General features: G+C 74.3%; 2 protein-coding genes and 1 pseudogene. 1 reads left to right on the forward strand and 2 read right to left on the reverse strand.

The window, feature by feature from the left end:
* On the reverse strand, positions 1–1134 hold a 1134-nt coding region (locus ACZ573_RS08415), incomplete at its 3' end, for a hypothetical protein (protein WP_471300867.1).
* A 15-nt stretch (positions 1135–1149) separates the two neighbouring features.
* Entirely contained in the window at positions 1150–2610 is a 1461-nt protein-coding gene (locus tag ACZ573_RS08420) for a hypothetical protein (protein ID WP_471300870.1), read from the reverse strand.
* A 21-nt stretch (positions 2611–2631) separates the two neighbouring features.
* Here ACZ573_RS08420 and ACZ573_RS08425 point away from each other — a divergent pair.
* Positions 2632–3025: pseudogene (locus ACZ573_RS08425) on the forward strand (collagen-like protein); the annotation flags it as partial.

A 3025-nucleotide genomic window follows, 5' to 3' on the forward strand; every position in this document is an offset into this window, starting at 1 on the left:
CAGGGGACCGCCGGAACCCAGGGCAGCCAGGGCAGCCAGGGCGGTGCCGGGGCGCAGGGCAACCAGGGCAGTACCGGCTCGCAGGGCAGTCAGGGCGATGCGGGGGCGCAGGGAGGTTCGGGCAGTCAGGGCGGTCTCGGCGCGCAGGGCAGTCAGGGAGACGCCGGCCCCCAGGGAAGCCAGGGGACCGCCGGAACCCAGGGCAGCCAGGGCAGCCAGGGCGGTGCCGGGGCGCAGGGCAACCAGGGCAGTACCGGCTCGCAGGGCAGTCAGGGCGGGCTCGGCAGCCAGGGAAATCAGGGCAATCAAGGCGGGGCCGGAACCCAGGGAACCCAAGGCGGTCAGGGGTTTCAGGGTGGCATGGGCACACCAGGATCCCAGGGCGTCCCCGGCACCCAGGGTGGTCCCGGTGTCCAGGGCGGCGCCGGTGTGCAGGGTACCCAGGGCGGTATCGGCCCGCAGGGTTTCCAGGGTGCGCAGGGCAGCCCGGGTGGTTCGGGAGCCGGCCCGCAGGGCAGCCAGGGCAGCTCCGGCCCCCAGGGGTTCCAGGGCAGCCAAGGCAGCCAGGGAGTGCAGGGCGGCACGGGCGCACAAGGGGACCAGGGCAGCCAGGGATTCCAGGGCAGCCAGGGCTTCCAGGGCAGCGCCGGAGTCCAGGGCAGCCAGGGCGGCTCCGGTGTGCAGGGCAGCCAAGGTGACGCGGGAACGCAGGGAAGTCAGGGCAGCCAAGGCGACGGCGGCAGCCAGGGCAGCCAGGGCGGCCCCGGCAGCCAGGGCAGCCAAGGTGACGCGGGAACGCAGGGAAGTCAGGGCAGCCAGGGCGATGTCGGCAGCCAGGGCAGCCAGGGCGGCCCCGGCAGCCAGGGCAGCCAGGGCGATGCGGGGGTGCAGGGCAGTCAGGGCGGCGAAGGCGGTACGGGAGCCCAGGGCAGTCAGGGCGGTCCCGGTGCGCAGGGCAGCCAGGGCGACGCCGGTGCGCAGGGCCTTCAGGGCGGCGAAGGCGGTACCGGAGCCCAGGGCAGCCAGGGCGGCCCCGGCAGCCAGGGCAGCCAGGGCGACGCCGGTGCGCAGGGCAGTCAGGGCGGCGAGGGAACGCAGGGCAGCCAAGGCTTCCAGGGCGGTCCCGGCAGCCAAGGCAGTCAGGGCGGTTCAGGAGCGCAGGGCAGCCAGGGCACCGAAGGCGGCACCGGAAGCCAGGGCAGTCAGGGCAGTCTCGGTGCGCAGGGCAACCAGGGCGGTACCGGAGCCCAGGGCAGCCAGGGCAGCGAGGGTGGCACCGGAGCCCAGGGAAGTCAGGGTGGTTCCGGCAGTCAGGGAAGTCAGGGGACGCAGGGCGACATGGGCACACCGGGATCCCAGGGCGTCCCCGGCACCCAGGGTGGTCCCGGTGTCCAGGGCGGAGCCGGTGTGCAGGGTACCCAGGGCGGTATCGGCCCGCAGGGTTTCCAGGGTGCGCAGGGCAGCCCGGGTGGTTCGGGAGCCGGCCCGCAGGGCAGCCAGGGCAGCTCCGGCCCCCAGGGGTTCCAGGGCAGCCAAGGCAGTCAGGGCGGAGCCGGTGTGCCGGGGTTCCAGGGCAGTCAGGGGTTCCAGGGCAGCCAGGGCTTCCAGGGCGGAGCCGGAGTCCAGGGCAGCCAGGGGACCCAGGGCAGCCAGGGCGGCCAGGGCGGTATCGGCACCCAGGGCACCCAGGGCAGCCAAGGCGACGCCGGAGTCCAGGGCGGCCAGGGCGATATGGGGACGCAGGGTTTCCAGGGGAGCCAGGGCGGTACCGGACCGCAGGGCAGCCAGGGCGGTATCGGAGTCCAGGGCAGCCAGGGCACGCAAGGCGACGCCGGAGCGGAGGGCACCCAGGGCGGTACCGGGCCGCAGGGCAGCCAGGGCGGCGCCGGCTCGCAGGGCAGCCAAGGCGACGAAGGCGCGCAGGGCAATCAGGGCAGCCAAGGCGGCGCCGGAGTCCAGGGAAGCCAGGGCAGCACAGGCAGTCAGGGCAGTCAGGGCAGCCAAGGCGACGAAGGCGCGCAGGGCAGCCAGGGCGGTACCGGGCCGCAGGGTAGCCAGGGCGGTATCGGAGTCCAGGGCAGCCAGGGCGATATGGGGACGCAGGGTTTCCAGGGGAGCCAGGGCGGTACCGGGCCGCAGGGCAGCCAGGGCGGCGCCGGCTCGCAGGGCAGCCAAGGCGACGGCGGAGCGCAGGGCAGCCAGGGGTTCCAGGGCGACACCGGTGCGCAAGGAACCCAGGGCAGCCAGGGGTTCCAGGGCGACACCGGTGCGCAAGGGTTCCAGGGAATCGGAACCCAGGGGAGCCAGGGCGAGAGCGGCACGCAGGGCAGTCAGGGCGGGCTCGGCAGCCAGGGTCTGCAGGGTAACCAGGGTGGTTCCGGCAGTCAGGGCAGTCAGGGGACGCAGGGCGACATGGGCACACCGGGATCCCCGGGCGTCCCTGGCACCCAGGGTGGTCCCGGTGTCCAGGGCGGAGCCGGTGTGCAGGGTGCTCAGGGCGGTATCGGTCCGCAGGGTTTCCAGGGTGCGCAGGGCAGCCCGGGTGGTTCGGGAGCCGGCCCGCAGGGCAGCCAGGGCAGTCCCGGCACCCAGGGGTTCCAGGGCAGCCAAGGCAGCCAGGGCGTAACCGGTGTGCAGGGGAACCAGGGCAGCCAGGGGTTCCAGGGCAGCCAGGGGTTCCAGGGCGGAGCCGGAGTTCAGGGCAGCCAGGGGACCCAGGGCAGCCAGGGCTTCCAGGGCGGCACCGGAGCACAGGGCGGCCAGGGCAGCCAGGGCGACGTCGGAGTCCAGGGCAGTCAAGGTTTCCAGGGCGACATCGGCACACAAGGCACACAAGGCAGCCAGGGCTTCCAGGGCGACACCGGCACACAGGGCAGCCAGGGGACCCAGGGCAGCCAGGGCTTCCAGGGCGGAGCCGGCGTCCAGGGCACCCAGGGCAGCACCGGCACGCAAGGCACCCAGGGCAGTATCGGCGCGCAAGGCACCCAGGGCAGCGTCGGCCCGCAGGGCACGCAGGGCAATCAGG

The sequence above is a fragment of the Streptomyces sp. NPDC040545 genome, from assembly GCF_055595065.1.